General features: G+C 66.0%; 25 protein-coding genes. 5 read left to right on the top strand and 20 right to left on the bottom strand.

Going from position 1 to position 20097, the window contains the following annotated elements:
* Nucleotides 1-3 precede the first annotated feature (3 nt).
* Entirely contained in the window at nucleotides 4-1707 is a 1704-nt protein-coding gene (locus ACQ5J0_RS11510) for a sensor domain-containing diguanylate cyclase (protein WP_462567627.1), read from the bottom strand.
* A 152-nt stretch (nucleotides 1708-1859) separates the two neighbouring features.
* Nucleotides 1860-2810 (bottom strand): DUF808 domain-containing protein, encoded by a 951-nt coding sequence (locus ACQ5J0_RS11505; protein ID WP_462567626.1) that lies wholly within the window; start codon nucleotides 2808-2810, stop codon nucleotides 1860-1862.
* 191 nt (nucleotides 2811-3001) lie between these two features.
* Here ACQ5J0_RS11505 and rpsF point away from each other — a divergent pair, with 191 nt between their 5' ends.
* The 4 genes from rpsF (at nucleotide 3002) to ACQ5J0_RS11485 (ending at nucleotide 5829) form a co-directional block, all read left to right on the top strand.
* The gene (gene rpsF, locus ACQ5J0_RS11500) at nucleotides 3002-3367 is read left to right on the top strand and encodes a 30S ribosomal protein S6 (protein ID WP_462567625.1); all 366 of its coding nucleotides are present in this window, start codon (nucleotides 3002-3004) and stop codon (nucleotides 3365-3367) included.
* Nucleotides 3367-3591 carry a 30S ribosomal protein S18 gene (rpsR, locus tag ACQ5J0_RS11495; protein WP_067612794.1) on the top strand — a complete coding sequence of 75 codons (225 nt, stop codon included), beginning with the start codon at nucleotides 3367-3369 and terminating at the stop codon, nucleotides 3589-3591. Before rpsF ends, rpsR begins: the two co-directional genes overlap by 1 nt.
* 11 nt (nucleotides 3592-3602) lie before the next feature.
* Nucleotides 3603-4271, top strand: a complete 669-nt coding sequence (gene rplI / locus ACQ5J0_RS11490) for a 50S ribosomal protein L9 (RefSeq protein WP_462567624.1) — start codon at nucleotides 3603-3605, stop codon at nucleotides 4269-4271.
* Nucleotides 4272-4389: 118 nt separating this feature from the next.
* Nucleotides 4390-5829, top strand: coding sequence for an AMP nucleosidase (locus ACQ5J0_RS11485; protein ID WP_462567623.1), 1440 nt, complete (start codon nucleotides 4390-4392; stop codon nucleotides 5827-5829).
* Between the two features lie 31 nt (nucleotides 5830-5860).
* Here ACQ5J0_RS11485 and ACQ5J0_RS11480 read toward each other — a convergent pair whose 3' ends face one another.
* The 15 genes from ACQ5J0_RS11480 to ACQ5J0_RS11410 all read right to left on the bottom strand — a co-directional run bounded on the left by ACQ5J0_RS11480 (nucleotide 5861) and on the right by ACQ5J0_RS11410 (nucleotide 17303).
* The gene (locus tag ACQ5J0_RS11480; protein WP_462567622.1) at nucleotides 5861-6082 is read right to left on the bottom strand and encodes a hypothetical protein; all 222 of its coding nucleotides are present in this window, start codon (nucleotides 6080-6082) and stop codon (nucleotides 5861-5863) included.
* 78 nt (nucleotides 6083-6160) lie between these two features.
* On the bottom strand, nucleotides 6161-6892 hold the full coding sequence (locus tag ACQ5J0_RS11475; RefSeq protein WP_462567621.1) for an SIMPL domain-containing protein: 732 nt from the start codon (nucleotides 6890-6892) through the stop codon (nucleotides 6161-6163).
* 31 nt (nucleotides 6893-6923) lie between these two features.
* Nucleotides 6924-7829 carry a 30S ribosomal protein S6--L-glutamate ligase gene (gene rimK, locus ACQ5J0_RS11470; protein ID WP_462567620.1) on the bottom strand — a complete coding sequence of 302 codons (906 nt, stop codon included), beginning with the start codon at nucleotides 7827-7829 and terminating at the stop codon, nucleotides 6924-6926.
* Between the two features lie 10 nt (nucleotides 7830-7839).
* A complete protein-coding gene (locus ACQ5J0_RS11465) occupies nucleotides 7840-8319 on the bottom strand; it encodes an ATP-dependent zinc protease family protein (protein ID WP_462567619.1) in 480 nt (159 codons plus the stop codon).
* Nucleotides 8316-9338, bottom strand: coding sequence for a YncE family protein (locus tag ACQ5J0_RS11460; RefSeq protein WP_462567617.1), 1023 nt, complete (start codon nucleotides 9336-9338; stop codon nucleotides 8316-8318). Before ACQ5J0_RS11460 ends, ACQ5J0_RS11465 begins: the two co-directional genes overlap by 4 nt.
* A gap of 59 nt (nucleotides 9339-9397) precedes the next feature.
* Nucleotides 9398-10198, bottom strand: a complete 801-nt coding sequence (locus ACQ5J0_RS11455) for an alpha/beta fold hydrolase (protein ID WP_462567616.1) — start codon at nucleotides 10196-10198, stop codon at nucleotides 9398-9400.
* Nucleotides 10195-10656, bottom strand: coding sequence for a GFA family protein (locus tag ACQ5J0_RS11450; protein ID WP_462567615.1), 462 nt, complete (start codon nucleotides 10654-10656; stop codon nucleotides 10195-10197). Before ACQ5J0_RS11450 ends, ACQ5J0_RS11455 begins: the two co-directional genes overlap by 4 nt.
* The gene (locus ACQ5J0_RS11445) at nucleotides 10653-11300 is read right to left on the bottom strand and encodes a DsbA family protein (RefSeq protein ID WP_462567614.1); all 648 of its coding nucleotides are present in this window, start codon (nucleotides 11298-11300) and stop codon (nucleotides 10653-10655) included. Before ACQ5J0_RS11445 ends, ACQ5J0_RS11450 begins: the two co-directional genes overlap by 4 nt.
* Before the next feature lie 19 nt (nucleotides 11301-11319).
* Nucleotides 11320-11904 (bottom strand): aspartate-semialdehyde dehydrogenase, encoded by a 585-nt coding sequence (locus tag ACQ5J0_RS11440; RefSeq protein WP_462567613.1) that lies wholly within the window; start codon nucleotides 11902-11904, stop codon nucleotides 11320-11322.
* Nucleotides 11905-11911: 7 nt separating this feature from the next.
* Entirely contained in the window at nucleotides 11912-12937 is a 1026-nt protein-coding gene (locus ACQ5J0_RS11435) for an aspartate-semialdehyde dehydrogenase (protein WP_462567612.1), read from the bottom strand.
* Between the two features lie 81 nt (nucleotides 12938-13018).
* Nucleotides 13019-15250 carry a S9 family peptidase gene (locus tag ACQ5J0_RS11430; RefSeq protein WP_462567611.1) on the bottom strand — a complete coding sequence of 744 codons (2232 nt, stop codon included), beginning with the start codon at nucleotides 15248-15250 and terminating at the stop codon, nucleotides 13019-13021.
* A 201-nt stretch (nucleotides 15251-15451) separates the two neighbouring features.
* A complete protein-coding gene (rplS, locus tag ACQ5J0_RS11425; RefSeq protein ID WP_305929734.1) occupies nucleotides 15452-15820 on the bottom strand; it encodes a 50S ribosomal protein L19 in 369 nt (122 codons plus the stop codon).
* A 13-nt stretch (nucleotides 15821-15833) separates the two neighbouring features.
* Nucleotides 15834-16682, bottom strand: a complete 849-nt coding sequence (gene trmD / locus ACQ5J0_RS11420) for a tRNA (guanosine(37)-N1)-methyltransferase TrmD (protein ID WP_462567609.1) — start codon at nucleotides 16680-16682, stop codon at nucleotides 15834-15836.
* The gene (locus tag ACQ5J0_RS11415; RefSeq protein WP_462567608.1) at nucleotides 16679-17056 is read right to left on the bottom strand and encodes a PIN domain-containing protein; all 378 of its coding nucleotides are present in this window, start codon (nucleotides 17054-17056) and stop codon (nucleotides 16679-16681) included. Before ACQ5J0_RS11415 ends, trmD begins: the two co-directional genes overlap by 4 nt.
* Nucleotides 17049-17303 carry an AbrB/MazE/SpoVT family DNA-binding domain-containing protein gene (locus ACQ5J0_RS11410; protein ID WP_462567607.1) on the bottom strand — a complete coding sequence of 85 codons (255 nt, stop codon included), beginning with the start codon at nucleotides 17301-17303 and terminating at the stop codon, nucleotides 17049-17051. The genes ACQ5J0_RS11415 and ACQ5J0_RS11410 overlap by 8 nt, the downstream gene beginning before the upstream one ends.
* Before the next feature lie 90 nt (nucleotides 17304-17393).
* Between ACQ5J0_RS11410 and ACQ5J0_RS11405 the strand changes: the two genes are divergently transcribed.
* Entirely contained in the window at nucleotides 17394-18326 is a 933-nt protein-coding gene (locus ACQ5J0_RS11405) for an NAD(P)/FAD-dependent oxidoreductase (protein ID WP_462567606.1), read from the top strand.
* Here ACQ5J0_RS11405 and ACQ5J0_RS11400 read toward each other — a convergent pair.
* The 3 genes from ACQ5J0_RS11400 to rpsP are packed head-to-tail and all read right to left on the bottom strand — an operon-like array spanning nucleotide 18323 to nucleotide 20091.
* The gene (locus tag ACQ5J0_RS11400; RefSeq protein WP_462567605.1) at nucleotides 18323-19048 is read right to left on the bottom strand and encodes a DUF5818 domain-containing protein; all 726 of its coding nucleotides are present in this window, start codon (nucleotides 19046-19048) and stop codon (nucleotides 18323-18325) included. The two genes, ACQ5J0_RS11405 and ACQ5J0_RS11400, sit on opposite strands and share 4 nt — an antisense overlap.
* 33 nt (nucleotides 19049-19081) lie before the next feature.
* Entirely contained in the window at nucleotides 19082-19567 is a 486-nt protein-coding gene (rimM, locus tag ACQ5J0_RS11395) for a ribosome maturation factor RimM (protein ID WP_462567604.1), read from the bottom strand.
* A 32-nt stretch (nucleotides 19568-19599) separates the two neighbouring features.
* A complete protein-coding gene (gene rpsP, locus ACQ5J0_RS11390; RefSeq protein WP_462567603.1) occupies nucleotides 19600-20091 on the bottom strand; it encodes a 30S ribosomal protein S16 in 492 nt (163 codons plus the stop codon).
* Between the last annotated feature and the right edge of the window lie 6 nt (nucleotides 20092-20097).

Here is a 20097-nt window from a genome sequence, read left to right as displayed (position 1 = left end):
CCGCTAGGCCGGGTTCAACGTGTCGTGAAACCGTCCAGCCGTGCTTTTGGCCGTACCGGCATTGTACAGCACGCTGCAATCGCGCCCGCTGTCCTTCGCCCGGTAGAGCGCGGCATCGGCATCGGCAAAGGCCTGATGCATCAATTGCCCATGTCCAAGCACGGCTCCGATGCTGACCGTCACCAAGGGTAGATCGACCGGAGACTGCGAACCATCGATCCGGGTGACGGTCTGCCGCAGTTTCTCGGCCAGTTGCATCAGTTCTGGCCCGTCCGCCGTGCGGGCGACCACCGCGAATTCCTCTCCGCCCAGACGATAGACCCTGGCTCCGGGGCGATCGCCGAGCGCGTCGCGCAGGATCGCAGCGACGCGGCAAAGCACTGCGTCGCCGATCTGATGGCCGTGTTTGTCGTCCACTGCCTTGAAACGATCGATGTCGGCCAGCAGCAGCCCTTCCCCGGGGCTCAACCGCGCCACCATGTCGAAGGCACGGCGATTGGCGAGACCGGTGAGCCCGTCGGTGTTGGCCATTTGCCCAAGCCGGACCGCCTGATTGCGGGCCTGGTCGCGGTCGTCGCGCAGCGCCAGAAAGCGATCGCCGACCCCGAGCGAAGTCAAGATGGCAAGCACGACCATCGCCACGAAAACGCCGTCCTCGAGCGCGAAGCCGAACTCCATCAGGCCCAAGCCTACAAGCAGGCGCAGCAATCCGACCGCCATCAACACCGAGAGCCCGAGCGCCGCCCAGCGCGCGCCGCGGCTGCCGCGCGCGAGCGCCACCGCCACCGCAATCAGCACCATCAGCGCGCTGGGGACGAGACTGGCCATCAACCAGGCGTTGACCGTGATGCGCAGAGCCTCGCCGCCGATCAGCGCGACGATCTTGACCAGAATAGGAATCAGCGCTGCGGCGATGAGCGCCGCGTTCAAGCCCCGGCTCAGCAGCCGGTCCTCGATCAACCCGCGCACCACCATCACCGCGCTCGACAGCGCAAGCACGAAAGCAAGCGCAGTCGCCCGCCAGCGCAGGCCCAGTTCGAGATCGGGGAGGAACTCGAAGATCAGCCCCGATTGAAGCAGCGTGTAGAAAGTCATCGCCCCCACCATGCCAAGATGCCACAGCACGAAAGGCTGGCGCAGGATGCGGTAGAACAGCAGGTCGTAGATCAGCGGCAGGATCAGCAGACCAATCACCAGCACATAGGCCAGCGAACGCAGATAATGTTTTTCGGCGCTGCGGGCCTGCGTGAGGATGCGCGCCTTGGCCGTGGTCGCCGCCGAATAGGGCCGCTCCACCACCGTATCCACCGCGATCAGCCGAGCGGCCTCGTCGGGGATCGGCACGTTGAAGCGGTTGCCTGCAAACCAGTTGCGCGCGGCCATCTGGCGATCGACGTCGATCAGCCGCTGCGTACCATCCGCATAGGTGAATCGAACCAACATGGAGGTGAAGTCCGAGGCTTCGGTCTGCCATACCAGACCGTTGCTGCCGGGCAGGAGCCGGCGGGGAACCTCTACCGAAGTCCGGACGAAGCGGTCGCGATGACCGAAGCGGCTGCCGCTGCATTGCAGCTGCCCGCGCGGGAGATCGAAAGCGCCACGGGCGGATTCGGCGCCGGCGGTGCAGGTCAGCGATTTGAGCGGCAGAATCTGCGCGGCCAGCGGCCCGCCCCACACCAGGCCGAACGCGCACGCAATCAATGCCATAACCCGATAAAGCCCCACGGCTCTCCCCTCCTATTCGAGAACCGTGCCCGGCAGTCTTGCAGCCAGGCGTTTCCCCTCCTGTCGCAGATGTATCAAATCGGGAAACTGGATGGCCAGCGGTTTCCGCAATTCCTTACTCCTGCGCGGTCGAACTAGTGAGCGCCCTCTTCGTTTCCGACCTTGAGCACCTTGTGCAGCACCAGCGCGATAATCATGCCCAGCGCCAGCCCGACCAGTGCGGACAGCGCGGCGTAGGTCGCCCATCCCAGAATTCCGGCCAGGCTGCCCGTGGCGGCCTCGACCGCCACTTCTGCGTCATGCGCCCAGTCGGAAAGGCTGTGCAGACCAAGCTCGTGCATGCCGTGAAGAATGATGCCGCCGCCGACCCAGAGCATCGCGACCGTCCCGATGAGGGACAGGCCGGCGAGCAGCACCGGCATCGCTTTCAGCAGGAACCGGCCGAAGCGCTGCGCGGCTTCCGAAGGCTTTTCGGTCAGGTGCAGACCGAGATCGTCCACCTTCACCAGCAGCGCCACCGCTCCGTAGACGAACACCGTAACTGCGACCCCGACGACCGCGAGCACCCCGGCGCGGGTGACGAAATCCTCGGCGGCGACTTCGTTGAGCGTGATCGCCATGATTTCCGCGGAAAGGATGAGATCGGTTCGAATCGCACCGGCGACGCGCTTCTTCTCGAAGGCGACGGGATCCTCGATCGGGTCCTCGAGCGTTTTGCCATGCTTGGCGCCGCCCAGCTTCTCCATCACCTTTTCCGCGCCCTCGTAGGAGAGATAGGCGCCGCCGGCGAGCAGGATGAAGATGATCGCCGATGGCAGGAAGAAGCTCAGAAGCAGTGCGCCGGGCAACAGGATCAGCAGCTTGTTCTTGAGGCTGCCCTTGGTGATCTGCCAGATGATCGGCAATTCGCGTGCCGGCTTGAAACCGGTCACATAGGAGGGGGTCACCGCGGCATCGTCGATCACCACACCCGCGGTCTTGGTTCCTGCCTTGCCCGCCGCGACACCGATATCGTCGATCGATGCGGCCGCCGCGCGGGCGATTATCGAAACGTCGTCGAGCAGGGCGACCAATCCAGCGGGCATCCGGAATCCTTTGTTGCGTTCTATCCGCGGCCCCTGCCCTGCCTGCGATGCCGCGACAAGCCTTGCTTTCCGCAGGCATCGCGCTATGTGCCCCGCTTCCCCGCGTGAGCAGGGATTCGAAGAAAGCCGGAGGGGCCCCGCGGAACCGCTGCGGACAAGCCAGCGATCGGCATTAGTGAAAGGACCAAGGCATGGCTCTGTATGAGCATGTATTCTTGGCGCGTCAGGACCTCTCCCAGAGTCAGGTCGACCAGCTGGCCGCCAATGCAACCGAAATCGTCGAGAAGAATGAAGGCCGGGTCACCAAGACCGAGACCTGGGGCCTCAAGAATCTCGCCTACAAGATCGATCGCAACCGCAAGGCGCATTTCGTCATGCTCAACATCGAGGGCCCCGGCGCCGTCGTGCACGAGCTCGAGCGCCAGACGCGCATCAACGAAGACATCATCCGCTATCTCACCATCCGCGTCGACGAGCACGAGGAAGGCCCCAGCGTCATGATGCGCAAGAACGAGCGCGACAAGAAGCGTCGCAGCGACCGTGAGGAGCGCAACTGATGGCCCGTCCGTTTTTCCGCCGCCGCAAGTCCTGCCCATTCTCGGGCAAGGGCGCTCCCGCGATCGACTACAAGGATGTGCGTCTGCTGCAGGGCTTCATGTCCGAGCGTGGCAAGATCGTCCCCAGCCGTATCACCGCCGTTAGCGGCAAGAAGCAGCGCGAGCTGGCCAAGGCGATCAAGCGCGCCCGCCAGATCGGCCTGCTGCCCTACATCGTGCGCTGAGGAGAACAGACATGGATATCATACTCCTCGAACGCATCGGCAACCTCGGCGGGATTGGCGATGTCGTCACCGTCAAGGACGGCTTCGCGCGCAACTTCCTGCTCCCGCAGAAGAAGGCCCTGCGCGCCAATGGCGCGAACAAGAAGGTCTTCGAAGCCAATCGCGAGCGTCTCGAAACCGAGAACGCCGATCGCCGGACCGAGGCCCAGGCCGCTGGCGAGAAGATCGCCGGTGCCGAAGTCGTGCTGATCCGCGCTTCTTCGAACGCCGGCCAGCTCTATGGCTCGGTCAATGTGCGCGACATCGTCAGCGGGCTCGAAGCCCAGGGGCACGAAGTCGACAAGAAGCAGGTCATCCTCGGCAGCCCCATCAAGGTGCTCGGCATGCATGACGTGACCGTGGCCCTCCACCCCGAGGTCCACATCACGGTCAAGGCCAATGTCGCGCGTTCGCAGGACGAGGCCGATTTGCAGAGCCAGGGCATCGACGTCCTCGCGCAGGCATTCGAAGACGACCAGGCCGAGATCGAGAAGATGGCCGATGCCAACCGCACCGATCCCAATCTCGAGCCGGGCGAAATTCCGTCCGACATGCTCGAAGACGGCGTCAGCACAGAAGACGGCATGAGCCGGCGCGAAGCGCTGATCGAAGCGACCGATCCGGACGCCGACAACAGCTGATCGCACTTTCTCGACAACAAAAGGGCGCGGCGGCTTCGGTCTCCGCGCCCTTTTTGTAAGACGCGCGATCGGCTAGCGGTGACGCCGACAGTACGAAAGCCGGGCAAAGGGGCCACCTATGGAATCGATCGACCAGATCCTCGACAAGCTGCAGTCCGTCTATGATGCGGCAGTGGAGCGGCTGCGCGGCGATGTCATGGCCTTCGGGCGCGACCGCACCCTGCCCGCACCCGAGCGGCGCAAGGACGGCTCCTACACCTATCCCGAACTGCGCCTGCGCTTTCGCGGCGGCGACCAGCCGGCGGACCGCAGCCGCGCCTTCGGGCGGCTCAACGCGCCCGGGCTCTACACCACCACCGTCACCCGCCCCGCACTGTTCCGCGACTATCTTGCCGAGCAGCTCCATCTGATCTCGTCGAACTACGAGGTCGAGGTGGAGGTCGGCTCCTCGCAGCAGGAAATGCCCTTCCCTTATGTCCTCGACGGCCAGGCGGGCGCGGAGCTGGCGGGCGTCGATCCCAACGAAGTCGCGCGCTATTTCCCTTCCACCGATCTCGCCGATATCGGCGACGAACTCGCCGACGGGATCGAGCTGGAAAACCCGGACGATCCGATCCCGCTGTCGCTGTTCGACGGGCTGCGGACCGATTTCAGCCTTGCCCGGCTGGCGCATTACACCGGCACCCGGCCCGAGGATTTCCAGCGCTTCATCCTGTTCACCAACTACCACCGCTATGTCGATGAATTCGTCGACTGGGCGGGCGCGCAGCTAGGCAAGGACGGCTACACAGAACTCGCGGGCGCCGGCGGGCTGAGGCTGTCCGAGCAGACCGCCAATGCCAGCGCGCAATTGTCCGACACCGCCTGGCGGCGCCACCAGATGCCCGCCTATCACCTGGTCGGCGAGGGCCGCGGCGGGGTGACGCTGGTTAACATCGGGGTCGGGCCCTCCAACGCCAAGACGATCTGCGACCACCTCGCGGTGCTGCGCCCCGAGGCATGGCTGATGATCGGCCATTGCGGCGGTCTGCGCCCCAGCCAGAAGATCGGCGACTACGTCCTCGCCCACGCCTATCTGCGCGACGATCACGTGCTCGACCCGGTGCTGCCGCCCGAAATCCCGCTCCCCGCCATCGCCGAGGTCCAGCAGGCGCTGGCCGGCGCCGCGGAGGAAGTCTCGGGCGAGCACGGTTCGGACCTCAAGCGGCGCATGCGCACCGGAACCGTGGTCACCACCGACGACCGCAATTGGGAGCTGCGCTACACCAGCTCGGCGCGGCGGCTGTCGCTCAGCCGCGCGGTCGGGATCGACATGGAGAGCGCCACCATCGCCGCGCAGGGTTACCGCTTCCGCGTGCCCTACGGGACGCTGCTCTGCGTCAGCGACAAGCCGCTCCACGGCGAGATCAAGCTGCCCGGACAGGCGAACAAATTCTACGAAGAGGCGATCGCCGCGCATCTCCAGATCGGGGTGACCGCCTGCCGCCGGCTGCGCGAGGAAGGCCCGCGGCTCCACAGCCGCAAGCTGCGCGCCTTCAACGAGCCGCCCTTCCGCTGAGCGCGGGCGCGCGACCGAGCCCTGCAGCGCCTCATTCGTCCTGCGCCTCGAGCGTCTCGATGCTGTCCTTGCCAGTCACCTGCTCGATCGCCTGACGCAGGCCCTTGATCGCTGCCTTGTCGGTCCCGAAATCCGCTTCGAAAGCATAGGTCTTGCCCTTCTGCCCCGTCACCGACAGCGGCACGGAACCGGCCAGGTCCGCCAGCATTGCCGCGGAAATCTGCTTTTTGAATTCGACCGAAAAATCGCCCATTGCACCCTCGTTCCGCCAAAAGCGGAAACTGCCACGCGTCTCATACGCGGCAAGGCGAACAAGCTCCGGTTCGGAGGATCAGCGTGCTGGCAGCGGCTCTAGAGCAAACTCCAAATTGTAGCGCGCCTCGACGGTGATCTCGCCGGGCTCGATCGGCGTGCGCGCGATCCGCGAGCCGGTCACCACGATAGCGCCGTTCCCCTTGCTCATCTGGACCTGGCTGTCAGAAACCAGCAGCACCCTGGCGACTCTCATCCCCAAAGCGCTCGCCGTCGCGTCCGCCTGGGCGCGTGCCTCGCGCAGCGCTTCCGCCTCGGCGCTGCGCGTCAGGCGTTCGATATTCTCTTCGGCGACCGCGAACTCCGGGCCACTGATCGAATTGGCCCCGGCATCGAACAGCGCGCTGATCAGATCGCCGGCGCTGGCCAGATCGCGGCTCTCCACCGTCACCGCGCTGCTCGCGCGAAAGCCGAGGATGCGATCGACCGTAGCGTTTCGGGTGTCGGCAAATTGCGGATCGACCGACAGCCCGGAGGTCTGGATCTGCTCGGGCGGGATCCCCGCCTCGCGCAGTACCGCGATCACCGGAGCGAGCTTGCGGTTGTTGGCATCGAGCGCGGCAGCGGCGCTCTCGCCGGTGGTGACGACGCCCACGGTGATTGTCATCACCTCGGGCGCGGCGGCAATCCGGCCCACGCCCTGCACCCGCAGAATCGTCTCGTTGGCGGTGACCAGCGGACGAGCCATCTCGGTTTGCGCCGCCAGCGGCGCTGCGACTCCCAGCGCCAGCGCAAGGCCAAGCAATCTCATTCCTACCACGAGCATCCCTCCCTTTCGGACCTTACCCCATCCCTTTGGTCTTCGTCTTCCCCGCCTGGGCATGCGAGACCATGAAATCGATGATCTGCCCGGCGATATCCTTCTCGGTCGCCTTCTCGATGCCTTCAAGCCCGGGGGAGGAATTGACCTCCATGATCACCGGGCCGTGGTTCGAGCGCAGCATGTCGACGCCGCAGACGTTGAGCCCCATGCGCCGCGCCGCGCTGACCGCGGTCGAACGTTCGGCGGGAGTGATCTTGATCAGCTGCGCGCTGCCGCCGCGGTGGAGATTGCTGCGGAAATCGTCGGGCGCGCCGGTGCGCTTCATCGAGGCGACCACCTTGCCGCCCACCACCAGTGCACGGATGTCGGTGCCGCCGGCTTCCTTGATGAATTCCTGCACCAATATGTTCACATTGGCGCCGCGGAAGGCCTCGATCACCGATTTGGCCGAGGACATGGTCTCGGCCAGCACCACGCCGATCCCCTGCGTCCCCTCGAGCAGCTTGATCACCACCGGCGGCCCCTTGACCGCCTTGATGATCTCCTCGGCCTGCTTGGGATCGTTGGCGTAGGCGGTCAGCGGCAGGCCGAGCCCATGCTTGGCGAGGATCTGCATGCTGCGCAGCTTGTCCCGACTGCGGCCGATCGCGACGCTTTCGTTGAGCGACCAGGTGCCGCGCATCTCGAACTGGCGCAGAATCGAGAGCCCGTATTGGGTGATCGAGGCACCGATGCGCGGGATCACCGCGTCGTAGCTTTCGGCCGGCTCGCCATTGTAGAACACCTCGGGCCGGTGGCTGGCGATATGCACGGTGCAGCGCAGCGTGTTGAGGATGTCGAGTTGGTGGCCGCGCTCCTCCGCCGCCTGCTTGAGTCGCTTGTGCGAATAGAGGTTCGCATTGCGTGCGAGCATGGCAATTTTCATCGGGAGAACCTCAGGGTTTGTGGCCGACGACGACATCGCGACCATGGGTCTGCAGCCAGGAATGGCCCGAATCGACGAGGAAATGGCGCCGTAGTGCGGAGCGCCCGATCAACATAGGGAATTTCATGTCCGAGCGGTCGGCGAGGCTGATCTCGGCGCGGAATTCGACATCGCCGATCCGGATCGGGGTCTTGATGATCATCCGCCGCTGGGTCTCGCCATTGGAACTGGTGATCCCGCGCCAGTCGACATGGACCGCCTCGCAGACCTGCCGGACATGCTGGCGCTCGAAATCGACCGCGAAGCGGACATAGGCCTCGCCGTCGCGCTCGAAGCGCTCGATGATCGTGCCGTGGAGCGAGGAGGTGCGCGCGCCGGTGTCGATCTTGGCGGGGATCGCGGTCAGCCCGAGCTCGGGCAGCGCGACCAGCTCGCGCCAGCCGACCACCGGGAGGGGCTTGCGCGGCCTGGTTGCGCCGGAATCGCTCATGGAAGGATCGCGAGCCCGTCGCCGCCGTGGCCGGCCTCGAGCCGCCGCAGGACGCGCCCGCTTGCGTAATCGACCTCGGCGATGGTGTCGTCGCCGGTCTCGGCGACGTAGATCCGTTCCCCGTCCTGCGACCAGATCACCGTGACCTGCATCCGCTCCTGCGCGCCCTCCGGACCGCTCACCGCGATCGAGCGGATCGGCTGCGCGCTTTCCAGATCGATCACCGTCAGCCCGCCATCGGCGAGATCCGAGGTGACCGCGACATCGCCCTGCGGCCTGATCGCCAGCCGCAGCGGGAAGGCGCCGGTGACGAGCTCGCTGCGGATTTCCAGGTTCATCGGATCGAGCGCGAAGGCCTTGTCCGAACCACGCGCGCTGACCCACAGCGTCTCGCCGTCGGGCGCGAGCGCGATTCCCTCGGGTTCGACCCCGACCGCGACCGAGAGCGGCGCGCGGCGGGTGAGCAGATCGACCAGCGTCACCGTCCCGGAACCCATGTCCACGGTCCAGGCGTGGCGCGCATCGGGGGAGATGGCGAGCATATGACTGCCTTCCTGCCCGGTGCCGTATTCGAAGGTCTCGGCCTTGCCGAGCGGGTCGCGGATCCAGAACACCGATTTGCGGCCCTCGGCGGTGGCGTAGAGCGCGCCATTGGCATGCCAGACGATGCCATGCGGGCGCGCGTTGGCGCCCAGCTCGACGCTCCTAACGCGGGCGAGGTCGCTGGTGCGGAAGATATCCACGCTGGTGCCACCGTAGCAGGCGAGCGCGACATGCGCGCCGCCGGGCGAGGTCGCCAACTCGTGCGGAGTGGTGCAGCTCGGGACCTCGCGCACCGTCTCGCCGGTCGCGAGATCGATCTTGGTCAGCGTGTTGCCGAACTTGTTGGCGACGAACAGAGTGCCGCTTCGCGCTGCCGCATTCGAAGCGGTCGGGGCATCGGCGGCCACGGGCGCGCAGGCGGCGAGGCCCAGCACGGCGGGGGCCCAGGCGAAAGCGAGGGTCGGAATGATACGCACGGTCGTGATGCTCCCCTGATTCGGCACACTGCCGCGTCGGTCTGCGATTGGAGCGCAGCCTACCCGCGGGGAGCGATGCTCACAAGCGCCGCCGTGCTCTCGGCCGGTCCGAGCCATTCGGCCATCGCCCGCCCCAGATCGGGTTTGGTCACGCTGCCCATATGGGTGCCCGGAACCTCGACATAGGCCGCATCGGGCAGCAGCGCCGCCAATTCCTCGGCCGAGCCATTGTCGCGGTCCTCGTCGCCGCAGACCACCAGCGTGGGCATGGCGACATTGGCCAGCGTGGCCAGATCGAGATCGGGCATGGTGTCGAGCAGCAGCCGCGCCGCGACCCGGTCGACGCCCTGAGACTTGAGGAACTGCACCGAGAAATACGCAGGATCGCCGCGCGGAATCGCTTCGAACTCGTCGATCACGCGCCTGAAATGCGCCGCGCGCTTCTGCCACTCGCCCAGCCCCGCGGTCCCCATCCCGCCGACGATCAGCCGCTGCGGCGCAAGCGCCCCGGTCGCGACCCCGTGGAGCGAGGTCCGCGCGCCGAGCGAGAAACCGCCCAGATCGTAGTGCTCCAGCCCCAGATGCGCGACCAGCGCCGCGACATCGCGCACCAGCACATTGGGGGGATAGGCTTCGGGCTCGCGCGGCGCGGCGCTCTCGCCGTGGACGCGAAAGTCGAGCATCAGCACCTCGTAGCCCAGCTCCGCGATGGCGCGGTCGTGCCCCCATTTGATCCAGTTCATCTGCGCGCTGGAGAACAATCCGTGGAGCAGCACCACCGGCCGCCCCGCGCCCACGCGGTGCAGCGCGAGCTCCGTGCCATCAAAGCTGAGGAAATGTTTGGTGGTCGGTTGCATCATTCCGGCCCTGTGAGGAAAGCGACCCAGCCCTGGCTCGTGTCGGGCTGGGTCTGGTGAGCCTTTGCTTCCGGTGACAGGATGATCCACGGCTGCTTGCTGGCGACCCAGAAATGCGCCTTGATTTCGAGCTTCGCACTATCATCGAGCGTGCCGCAGCGCAGCGATCCGAAACCCGGATTGCGATCGTTGGTCGCGTAGATCCGCGCCAGACATTTCTCGCAACCATGGATGGTCGAGACTGCGCCGCTGGGCTGGACCATGGTGCCCGCCTTCACCGGCCCTTCGAGCGTGATGTCCTGCTCGGCGAACAGCATATGCTCGCTGAAAGCGCTTCCGGTGCGGGTTTGGCAATCGGTGCACTGGCAGGCATAGGGCGGCAGCCGCATGCCCGGGGCGAGACGGTAACGCACCGCCCTGCAATTGCACCCGCCGGCGAGTTCGCCCTCGGGCAGGCTCATCGCTCTGTCAGCCCCCGCTGCCCCATCCGCCAGCGGACCATCTCGATGCGGTCCTGGCCGAAGAAGGGTTCGCCGTCGAATACCAGCGTCGGCACGCCCCAATGGCCCGCGGCCTCAAGCGCGGTCTGGTTGGCCGCGATCTCGGCATCGAGCGCCTCGGGATTGCGCTGCGCCTCACAGTCGAGCTCGGCGAGGTCGAGACCGGCCCGGGTTGCGGCTCGGGCCAGGTGATCGCCCTCGTTCCAGCCTTCCGCCCCGCCCCAGATCAGCCGTCCCGCCTCGTGCGCGAAGGCGAGGCCCTTGCCGCGCCGCGCCGCAGCTTGCCCAAGCCGGGTGATCCGGCGGATATGCGGCTGGTCTTCAGCGATTTTCCTGGTGGCGGTGTCCTGGACGATCGGATCGGGGCGCGGCGGGCCGAAGGGGATGTCCTGGAACTGCGCCACGCGCATCATGTCGCGCATCGTGTAGCCCAGCCAGTTGGGATGGTTGCGCTCGAAGAAATCAGGCTGCCGGATGGCCAGCGGCCAGACCGGGCGCAGCGCGATCTCGAGGTCGTAGGCCTCGGTCAGGGCGCGATAGCGGCCCACCGCGAGATAGCTGTAGGGCGAGCGGAAGCTGAAATAGAGATCGGCGGTGAGAGTCATCTCGCCGTTCTCGCGCAAGTCAGCGGAAGAAGCAATTCGTCCCCGCGTGGAGCGATTCGACCTCTTTTTGCGCTCCCTCGTCCGTCAGGAAACCGAAGATGCCCGCGGGGGTGGTGAACTCCTCGCCCAGCGTGCTGTCGGCGATCATCTCGACCTCGTAGGCGGTGGCCAGTTCGGCCTCGCTGCTGGCGAGATCGATCCCCTCCGCGGTGGCGATATCCGCACTCTGCCCGTCGCCGTCGCCCAGCGACCAGCCGGCCAGCGCGCCCTCCTGGAAATTGAGCGTGAGCCCGCCGGGATATTCGGTGAAGGCCACGGGCCCCGCACCGCATTCGGCGTTGGTCCCGGCATCGCGCGCTTCGCCCAGCGCCTTGACCAGTTCCGCCTCGACCGTTTCGCGCGGACTGCCGAACGACAGCATGGTGCCGAGCGGCCCAGTGACCTCGAGCCCGTCGCCGCGCAGCCGGACGACGCCGGCCGGGTCCGCAGGCAAATTGGGCGTTTCCTGCAGCGCAAGTTCGGAGCTTTCGGCGGTCTCCTCGCTCCCGCTGCAGGCAGCAAGCGCCAGCGCCGCGGCGCCGATCATCGTCCAACGCATGCTCATCCTGCCCCTACCCCTTCTTGAGACACTCGCGCCCAAGCAGTTCAGCGATCTGCACCGCGTTCAAAGCCGCACCCTTACGCAGATTGTCCGAGACGCACCACAGGTTGATCCCGAACTCGACCGTTGGGTCCTCGCGCACCCGGCTGATATAGGTCGCGCTGTCGCCGGCGGCCTCCACGGGGGTGACGTATCCGCCGTCCTCGCGCTTGTCGATCAGCATGATCCCGGGCGCCTCGCGCAGGATATCCTGCGCCTGTTCGGCGGTCATTTCCCGCTCGAACTCGATGTTCACCGATTCCGAATGGCCGACGAAGACCGGCACCCGCACGCAGGTCGCGGTGAGCTTGATCTTCGGGTCGAGGATCTTCTTGGTCTCGACCACCATCTTCCATTCTTCCTTGGTCGAACCATCGTCGAGGAAGCTGTCGATATGCGGGATGACGTTGAAGGCGATCTGCTTGGTGAACTTCACCGACTCCACCGGATCGCCGACGAAGATCGCACGGCTCTGCTGGAACAGCTCGTCCATGCCTTCCTTGCCCGCGCCCGAAACCGACTGATAGGTCGCCACCACCACGCGCTTGATCCGCGCGACATCGTGGAGCGGCTTGAGCGCCACCACCAGCTGCGCGGTCGAGCAATTGGGATTGGCGATGATGTTGCGCTTGGAATAGCCGTGGATCGCCTCGGGGTTCACCTCGGGGACGATCAGCGGGACATCGGGGTCCATGCGGTAGAGCGAGGAATTGTCGATCACCACGCAGCCCGCGGCCGCCGCCTTCGGTGCATATTCCTTCGCCGGACCGCTTCCCGCGGCGAACAGCGCGATGTCCCAGCCGGCCCAGTCGAAATGCTCGATGTTCTTGCATTTCAGCATCTTGCCGGTGTCGCCATACTCGACTTCGAGGTTGTGGCTGCGGCTCGAGGCCACCGCCGCGACCTCGTCGACGGGGAATTCGCGCTCGGCGAGCACCTGCATCATCTCGCGCCCGACGTTTCCGGTCGCCCCGACGACTGCCACACGATAACCCAAATGCTGTCTCCTGTAGAATTTCAGTGCGGGACATAGCGACGCCCGCGCCGTTCACAACCGCTCCCGGTCGCTCCGGGCCACTCACTCGGGCGGCGTCACCCCGTGATGCTCGAGGAACCGGAACACCGTGTTGTAGCGATGCGGCGAGATCTGCTCGCCCGAGACGCGGTGGGTGTAGCCGGGATAGAGCATCATCTGGAACGGCACGTTGGCCTCCTGCATCGCGGCGATGACCTCGGTGGCATTCTCGAACACCACATTGTCGTCGGCCATGCCGTGGATCAGCAGTAGCGGGTCGACAATGTTCGCGGCGTTCGGGATGGCCGAGGCGGCGGCGTAGGCTGCGGCATCGTCCTGCGGGGTGCCCATATAGCGCTCGGTGTAATGGGTGTCGTAGAGCTCCCACCGCGTCACCGGCGCGCCCGCGATCCCGGCGGCATAGAGGCCGGGATCGGCCTGCAGCTGCTTCAACGTCATATAGCCGCCATAGGACCAGCCATCGATAGCGATCTTGTCGGGATCGACGAAGGGGAGCGTCTTGAGGAACTGCGCCCCCGCCTTCTGGTCGCGCACCTCGACCCCGCCCATGCCGCGATAGATCGGCTGTTCGAAAGCGACCCCGCGATTGGCTGAGCCGCGGTTGTCGAGCGCGAAATAGATGTAACCGAGGTCGACGATCGCCTGCTCGAGCGGCGCACTCCAGTTGCGCTGCACCACCTGCGGGCCGGGGCCACTGTAGTGATAGTAATAGACCGGGTAGCGCTTGCCCGGCTCCATCTCGGGGCGGATCATCTTCCAGTGCAGGGTGCTGCCGTCCTCGGCCTCGATGGTGCCGAATTCGGGCGCGCGATGCCCGGCGAGGAACGGCGCATAAGGATGCTCGGCCCCCAATGCGTTTTCCTCGATCCAGGTCAGCCGCTGACCCGAGGTGTCGGCGATATAGCTTTGCGTCGGCTGGTCGGGTTTCGACCGGCTCACCAGCAGCGTCTGCGCCTTGGAGTCCATGCTGGCGGAATTGACGAAAGCGGGGTCGGTCAGCCGCTCGATCGCGGCGGGATTCTCGAGATCGAAACCATAGACCTGCTGCGCCAGCACATCGTCCATCGTGCCCTGGAAATAGACCCGGCCCGCCGCCTGATCGACCCCGACCAGCTTGGTGACCATCCAGTCGCCGCTCGTGAGTTGGCTCCACTCGCCATCGGCATAGCGATAGAGATGGCCGAAACCGTCGCGCTCGGACCACCAGATCAGCGAACCGTCGTCGAGCCACTGGTAATTATCGGAGAGATTGATCCAGTAGTCCTCGACCGCCGCGCGTTCGGTGAACAGCACCTCGCTCGCACCCGTGGCCGGATCGACCCGCAGCATGTCGAGCACGGTCTGGTCGCGGTTCTGGCGCTGGACGTAGAGCGCGCTGCCATCGGGCGCCCAGTCGACGCGCGGGATGTAGATATCGGTCTCGTCTCCCAGATCGACCTGGACGCGGTTGCCGCCGTCCGGGTCCATCACGAACAGTTCGACCAGCGCATTGGCGCTGCCCGCCACCGGATAGCGCTGGTCGTAGACCTTGGTCCCGGTGGCGCCGATCGCCGCCCGGGTGACCACGCCGACTTCGCTTTCGTCGAACCGTTCGACCGCGATGCGCCGGTCCTGCGGGCTCCACCAATAGCCGGTGAGCCGTCCCATCTCTTCCTGCGCGACGAATTCCGCCTCGCCCCAGCGGACGTTCTCGTTGTCCTCCTGCGGAGTCACGGGCGCCGCCTCGCTGCCGACCGCGCCGACCCACAATTGCCGGTCGCGCACGAAGGATACATATTCACCGGTCTCGCTCAGCGCGGGGTTGAGTTCGCTTTCCTCGGTGTCGGTCAGCCGGAGCGTGCTGCCGTCGAGCCGCGCGAGATAGAGGTCGCCGTCGAGCGGGACCAGCACGCCCGAGCCGTCGCTCGCCCATTGATAGTCGATGATGCCCTTGAGACTGCCAACGCGCGCGCGCTCGCGCTGCATCTTCTCGTCCTCGGACAATTCGCGTCCCGTCCCCAGCGCCTCGCTGTCGACCAGCATCCGCCATTCGCCGCTCGTCCGGTCGTAGCCCCAGAGATCGTAGCGCTCGCGATCGCTCTCGCGGTTGCGCAGCAGCGTCAGGAAGCGCCCGTCGGGGGAAAGCTTGGCCTGCCGCGGGCTCGGGCCGTCGAGACCGGGGCTGGCGAAGACGCGCTCGAACGTCAGCTCGGGAGCGGCGGTCATCGGGCGGTCCTGCGCGACTGCGGGAGCCGCAAGGAAAACAGCGGCAGTGGATAACAGCGAAAGACGCATCTCAATTCAAACCTCGTCATTGCGAGCCAAGCGAAGCGATCCGGGGGGCGCCCGGGATTGCCGCGCAACCTGTCGTCGCTCGCAATGACGACAATTCGTCCGGTTTGCAAAGGCGCGTTTGCGAAGGGCAAATGCCGCGCCCAACGCAAAAGGCGCCCCGGCCGAGACCGGAGCGCCTTTCGTGTAGCGATGGCGTGAGCCTTATGCCTTGGGCGCGTTGTCGCGGCGTTCGGCGATACGCGCGCGCTTGCCGGTGCGGCCGCGCAGGTAGTAAAGCTTGGCGCGACGCACGATGCCGCGGCGGACCACGGTGATCGAATCGACGATCGGCGAATAGAGCGGGAAGACGCGTTCCACGCCCTCGCCGAAGCTCATCTTGCGCACGGTGAAGTTCGACCCCATGCCGCGGTTGGAGCGCGCGATCACGACGCCTTCGAAGTTCTGGACACGCTCGCGCGTGCCTTCGACGACCTTCACGCCGACGCGAACGGTGTCGCCCGCGCGAAATTCGGGGATTTCCTTGCCGAGGTTCTCGATGGCTTCCGCCTCGAGCTGCTGGATCAGGTTCATATGCCTGGTCTTTCTAGTCTTTTCGCCGCGCGCCAGAGGCAGGTCGGTCCCGAGCGTCACTGTAACGCTCCCAAAGGTCCGGCCTGCGTAACCGTGTGTCGTCCTCGCTGCGTGACTGGCGCCACGCCGCGATCTTCGCATGATCCCCCGACCGCAGCACTTCAGGGATCGTGCGCCCTTCCCATTGCTGAGGTCGGGTGTATTGCGGGTATTCGAGCAGGCCGTTCTCGAACGACTCTTCGGCCCCGCTGGAAGGCGCGCCCATTACTCCGGGAAGCAGCCGAATGCAAGCATCGAGTATGGCCAGCGCGGCGGGCTCGCCGCCAGAGAGCACGATGTCGCCCATGCTCACCTGCTCGATCTCGGGACGCGCCTCGAACAGGCGTTCGTCAAAACCCTCGAAGCGGCCGCACAGCAGCACCACGCCCGGGCCCGCCGCCAGTTCGCGGATGCGCTGCTGCGTTATCGCTTTACCGCGCGGTGTCATGGCGAGGATGGGAACCGTGTCCTCGGTCCCGCTAGTGTCCCCCGCCCCGTTCGTGTCGAGCGCAGTCGAGACACCGGCCAAAGCGTCGGCGCCCTCGTCTCTCGACTTCCCTCGAGACGAACGCAAATGGTGTGCCGATATTCCGACCGCATGATCCACCGCCGCCGCGAGCACATCGCATTTGAGCACCATCCCCGCACCGCCGCCCGCCGGGGTGTCGTCCACAGTGCGGTGCTTGTCGCCGGCGAAATCGCGGATCTGGAGCGTCTCGCACGACCAGTCGCCCCGCTCGAGCGCGCGCCCTGCGAGCGATACGCCCAGCGGCCCGGGAAACATCTCGGGATAGAGCGTCAGGATGGTGGCGGCGAAACTCATTGGGTCCAGTTCTCCGTCGCGAGGCCGGGGATATCGGCGAAATCGCGCTCGTTATTGGTGATCAGGATTGCATCCCGGCTGAGCACATGGGCAGCGATCAAGCGGTCGAAACTGGCGCGCCTGAAGGGTAGCTGCGCATAGGCTTTCGCAGCCTCGCCGTCGAACGGCAGAATTTCGAATTTGTCGAAGAACCGTCCGGCCAATTCGCCCTGCCCCGTCAGCGCCAGGCCCAGTCCGACCTCCGCCTGAACGATTGCGGAAATCGCCAGTTCGTCCGCAGCGACGCTGCCAACCTTCTTCAACAGCGCGTCCGAAGTGCCCTCGAGCAGATAGATGCAGATGTTGGCGTCGAGAAAATACCGGCGGTCAGCCACCGGGCGATACGCCCCAGCGACGCTCCAGCGGGTCGAACGGCACCCGTTCGATGGGGTCGGCCTTGCCATAGATATCGGAAAGGTCGATCGTCCGCGAGGCTGCAGGATTGGCTTCGATGATCAGCCTGCCCTTGAGATCGCGATGCACCGTCCACTCGCGATTGGGCTCCACGCCGAGTGCCGCAGGCAGACGGATCGCCACCGAATTGCCCGACTTGAAACTTTTTGCAGGGTATTCTTCGCCCATCTTGCCACTCCGTATATACGGCGTGTATATACGCTACGAAGGACCGTCGCAAGCTTGTCGGGAGACAGACTGCCGAAGCCGCACGAGAGCATGGATCGCATGAGCAACGACACCATCGACGATTGCATCATTGTGGGCGCAGGTCCCGCGGGACTGACGGCGGCGATCTATCTGGCGCGCTATCACCTTTCGATCCGGATGTTCGATTGCGGCACCAGCCGCGCCAGCTGGATCCCGACCAGTCACAATCACGCCGGCTTTCCCGAGGGCATCAACGGCAACGAACTGCTCGACCGCATGCGCGAGCAGGCGGCGAAGTATGGTGCGCTGCGCGAGCCCCGGCGGGTGACCGATCTATCGTGCGAAGGGGAAGGGTTCCTCGTCCATTGCGGCGAGGAGCGCTATCGCGCGCGCTCGGTGCTGCTCGCCACGGGGGTGGTGAACAACCGCCCCGAAGGAATGGACGACGCCTTTCACGACGAGGCGCTGGCGCGCGGGCTGATCCGCTATTGCCCGGTCTGCGACGGCTACGAGGTCACCGACAAGCGCGTCGCGGTGCTGGGTACCGGCGATCATGGCACCGCCGAGGCGCTGTTCCTGCGCGGCTACACCAAGGATCTGACGCTGGTGTGCCCGCATGGAGACCACGACCTCTCCGCCCAAAGCAGCGCTGCGCTGGACGAGGCGGGGATCGCCAGAGTCGCCGGGCCTTGCGGCGAGTTCGACCTGGATATGCAGGGGATCGGCTTCGACACTGCCGAGGGGCGGCTGCGCTTCGACAGCATCTATCCCGCGCTGGGATCGCAGATCCGCTCGGGCCTCGCGGTCGCCTGCGGAGCCGATGTCAGCGAGGCGGGCTGCATCGAGGTCGACGATCATCTGGAAACCAGCGTCCCCGGCCTGTTCGCCGCCGGGGATGTCGTGGTGGGGCTCGACCAGATCAGCCATGCGATGGGCCAGGCCGGGGTCGCGGCGACGACCATCCGCAACCATCTCGCGGCACAGCGCCCGATCCGCCGCTAGTCGGCGCACTTCACGAAGACGACCCCGTCTCCGCGGATCGGATGGCCGGCCAGCGTTTCCTCCTCCCCACTTTCGGGCGGCATGACGGCAAGCCCGTCGGGTCCGCGAGTCTCGATCGGCAGCGTCGGGATCGGCTCGTCCCATTGGAGCGCCGGGGTTGGGCCGACATCGACGACGCCGGTCTCGGGCAGCCCGTCGATGCGGGTCTCGATAATGCTCATGCCCCGCGAATTGGCCGTGACCGCGAAGTCGGGCCGCGAGCAATCGGCCCGAACTCCTTTTGCGACCCAGTCGCCGCGAACATAGTCCGAAGTCACGGCGATTCCCCCGGCGCGCGCCGGGTCGCGGTCTCTGGCGGGCGGATCGGCGTGCTCGATGGTCTCGACGATCAAGGTGCCGCGGCCCTGCTGGCAATAGCTGGCATCGGCGATCTCGGCGGTCATCCGGACATAATCTCCGGGCGCGATGCCATCGGCACCCTGCGGAGCGTTGAAGGACCAGGTCTCGCCATCGGGCGTGCGCAGGAGCGAACATTCGGCGCCGCTCTCCACCCTGCCCTCCAGCGTGACGGGTCGCGGCTGACCTGCCGGGCGCGTGCCCGCTGCCGGTCCGTCGTTGCCGACACTCGGCGGGGCGACCTCCGGAGACGAGGAACCGGCGTCGGAACAGGCCAGCAGCAATGCGGCGGGACTCAGGATGACGGCTTTGGAAAGGATCGACATATCCGCCCAATGCACGGATTTCGCCGAGAGTTCCTAGTCGACGAACCCTTCGGCTACCACCAGCCGCTCGTCGTTCCATTCGGGCACGGCCTGGCGGGTAAGCGGAACCATGAAGGTCTGGCCGTCGGGCTTCTCGATCTCGATCACATCGGTGGCGCCGAAATTCTCGACCGCCTTGACGTGCCCGACCGGTTCGCCGGTGTCGGTCACCACCGCCAGATCGAGCAGGTCGGAGAAGTAGAACTCGCCCTCTTCCAGCTCCGGCAGGCCCGCCCGCGGAACGGTGAGCGTGGTGCCGCGCAGCGCCTCGGCGGAATTGCGGTCGGCGATCTCGGCAAAGCGGGCGACTGCCCCGCCCTTGCCGTCGCTGCGGACCTTGGTCAGCGTCAGCGCGCCGCCGTTGAAGCTCTTGTGCGGCTTCAGGCTTTCCCAGCCATCGCCGAACAGCTTGAGACGCACTTCGCCCGCCACGCCATGCGCGCCGGTTACGGCGGCAAGGGTGACGGGCTTGTCGGTCATGTCAGGCTCAGGCGCGGACTCGGGCGGAAGGCTCAGCCCTCCGCCTTGTCCTCGCTCTTGTCTTCGGTAGCGGCGTCGTCGGCAGGCGCTTCGGTTGCAGCTTCCTCGGCGGGAGCCTCGTCAGCCTTGGGCTCTTCGGCGGGCTTGGCAGCTTCGGCCTTGGCTGCCTCTTCGGCTTCCTTGCGCTCGGTTTCCTTGGTCGCACGCTCTTCGGCGCGCTCGGTCGCCTTCTCGCCCGGTTTGCCCTTGTTGGGGTTGCTGCGCGCCGCGCGCTCGCGGACGCCCGCGGCGTCGAGGAAGCGGGCGACACGGTCCGAAGGCTGCGCGCCGACCTGGAGCCAGTGACGCGCACGGTCCTCGTCGATCTTCACGCGGGCGGGATCGTCCTTGGCGAGCAGCGGGTTGTAGACGCCGATCTGCTCGAGATATTTGCCGTCGCGCGGCGAACGGTTGTCGGCCGCAACGATGCGGTAATAGGGGCGCTTCTTGGCGCCGCCACGGCTGAGTCGAAGTGCAATTGCCATTGTATC

It is taken from the genome of Qipengyuania sp. SM2512 (assembly GCF_054954005.1).
The sequence above is the reverse complement of the archived record's forward strand: the minus strand, read 5'-3'. Positions and strand labels throughout refer to the sequence as shown.